Raw genomic sequence first — 2,281 nt, 5'->3', positions numbered from 1 at the left:
GCGCGGGACAGTGCCGACGAGAGCGCCGCGAGCACGCCGGGGCTGATGGCGTTGCGGCGCTCCTCGCGGTCGATGGTGAGCCACATCACGGGCCCGCGCATCTCCTCGCGCAGTTCCTGGTGATGAGGATGAAGGGCAGGGGCTTCGGCCATCGTCGGGTCCTTCGCTACGGGGTCTGGAAGAGGCCCGTAGCGTGACCCGAAAAAAAAGCCGCGGCATGCGGCTTGTGGCTGAAGCGGCCCGGGTTTTCCCGGGGCTGGGGCGGGCTGCCTCAGGGCTCTTGCGAGCTTCTGCTGGCTTCTTCTTACTTCAGCAGGCCTTCGGCCTTCATCGCCGCTTGAACGGCGGGACGGGCGGCCACGCGCGCATGCCAGGCCTGGAGGTTGGCGAAACCCGAAATGTCGACGCCCGTGGGCTTGGCCCAGTTGGTGACGGTGAACAGGTAGCCATCGGCCACGCTGAACTGCTCGCCCATCAAATACTGCTTGTCGGCAAGCTGGCCGTCGAGCCATTGATAGCGCGACTTGAGCTTGTCCTTGAAGATGGCCTTGGCTTCTTCGGGCATGTTCGGGTTGAACAGCGGGCTGTAGCCCTTGTGCATCTCGGTGCCGATGAAGGTCAGCCATTCCTGCAGGCGGTAGCGCTGCAGCGTGCCGGCGGCCGGCGCGAGGTTCTTGGTAGGGGCCAGGTCGGCGATGTACTGGACGATGGCCGGGCCTTCGCGCAGGCGCGTGCCGTCGTCGAGCTCGAGCATCGGCACGTAGCCCAGCGGGTTGATGCCGTAGTAGTCGGTGCCGTCCTGCAGCTTGTGGGTCTTGGTGCTGGCCAGCACGGGCTCGAAGGCAAGGCCCGCCTCGTGCAGCGCGATGTGGGGCGAAAGGGAGCAGGCACCGGGCGAGTAATACAGCTTCATGCGAAGAAATCTCCAATGTTGGGAATATGGATAGCGGGAATCGATCCATCGACCCACGGGATGCTAGCGGGTTTGCGCGCTGGGCGTTTGTCCTACGGCCGCTCGCGCGGGGCGACTATCGGGGCGGCAGTGGCCGGTTCCTAAGCTCCCCCGCACGGCGGGCGAGGCTCGCCGCAAGGAGTTTTCAGATGTTGAAGTACGCGATTATTTTTGCCTTGATCTCGCTGGTGGCCGGGGTGCTGGGCTTCGGCGGCATTGCGGCAGGCGCAGCCGRCATCGCAAAGCTGCTGTTCGGGCTGTTCCTGGTCCTGGCGGTGGTGTTCGTGGTCCTGGCGGCGCTGGGGATTGGCGCGGTGAAAAAGGCGATCGACTGATGCAGCATCCGGCACCCGTCTGGCCGCGGCCCCGTCCGCTCGGCCTGCTGCTGCAGAGCCCGGCACATCGCGTGGTGCGCGTGCTGCTGGTGACGCAGACGCACTGGCAGCTTCCAGAGCATCGCTCGCGCCGGCGGCACGCCTGAGCGCCGCCGCTTTTTTGCTATTAAATCAATAGCAAACTGTCCAATCTACAAGAGGGTTTGGCCGAGATGCCGAGGCGGTTTAGGCGCCATTAACCATATTGCCCGCATTTCGAACGCAAACCGGCACCCCCGATTAAAATCGGTGCCCCCTTTGCGCAGCGCACGCGTCAGTAGTGCGCCCCCTCTTTCAAATGCTGTACCCCGAAGAATTCGATGTGATCGTCGTCGGCGGTGGCCATGCCGGCACCGAAGCCGCGCTGGCCGCTGCACGCATGGGCGCCAAGACGCTGCTGCTCTCCCACAACATCGAGACGCTGGGGCAGATGAGCTGCAACCCGTCGATCGGCGGCATCGGCAAGGGCCACCTCGTGAAAGAGGTGGATGCGCTGGGCGGTGCCATGGCCATTGCCACCGATGAGGCGGGCATCCAGTTCCGCATTCTCAATTCGAGCAAGGGCCCGGCGGTGCGTGCGACCCGCGCGCAGGCCGACCGCGTGCTGTACAAGGCCGCGATCCGCCATCGCCTGGAGAACCAGCCGAACCTGAGCCTGTTCCAGCAGGCCGTCGATGACCTGATGGTGGAGGGCGACCGCGTGGTCGGCGCCGTCACGCAGGTGGGCATTGCCTTTCGTGCGCGCACGGTGGTGCTCACCGCCGGGACTTTTCTCGACGGCCGCATCCATGTGGGCCTGGACAACTACCAGGCCGGCCGCGCGGGCGATCCGCCGGCGGTCAGCCTGTCGGCGCGGCTCAAGGAGCTCAAGCTGCCGCAGGGCCGGCTGAAGACCGGCACGCCGCCGCGGCTGGACGGCCGGAGCATCGACTTTTCGAAGTGCACCGAGCAGCCC

The 2,281-nt window shown here is 65.7% G+C and carries 4 protein-coding genes; 3 read left to right on the top strand and 1 reads right to left on the bottom strand.

Features of this window, described 5'->3' with window-relative positions:
- Window positions 1-304: 304 nt before the first annotated feature.
- Complete coding sequence (gene gstA, locus AC1DOC_RS30040) at window positions 305-913, bottom strand: glutathione transferase GstA (RefSeq protein ID WP_278878063.1); 609 nt, start codon at window positions 911-913, stop codon at window positions 305-307.
- A gap of 188 nt (window positions 914-1,101) precedes the next feature.
- On the opposite strand from gstA, the gene AC1DOC_RS30035 reads away from it, so the two are divergent.
- From AC1DOC_RS30035 to AC1DOC_RS30025, 3 genes are all read left to right on the top strand, one after another.
- The gene (locus AC1DOC_RS30035) at window positions 1,102-1,287 is read left to right on the top strand and encodes a DUF1328 family protein (RefSeq protein ID WP_478131157.1); all 186 of its coding nucleotides are present in this window, start codon (window positions 1,102-1,104) and stop codon (window positions 1,285-1,287) included.
- Window positions 1,287-1,433 carry a hypothetical protein gene (locus tag AC1DOC_RS30030; protein WP_012745209.1) on the top strand — a complete coding sequence of 49 codons (147 nt, stop codon included), beginning with the start codon at window positions 1,287-1,289 and terminating at the stop codon, window positions 1,431-1,433. Before AC1DOC_RS30035 ends, AC1DOC_RS30030 begins: the two co-directional genes overlap by 1 nt.
- 191 nt (window positions 1,434-1,624) lie before the next feature.
- On the top strand, window positions 1,625-2,281 hold a 657-nt coding region (locus tag AC1DOC_RS30025), incomplete at its 3' end, for an FAD-dependent oxidoreductase (protein ID WP_478131156.1).

This window comes from Variovorax sp. 01T439_2, assembly GCF_056398445.1.
Note: the sequence above shows the minus strand (reverse complement) of the source record. Positions and strands in the feature narration are given on the sequence as shown.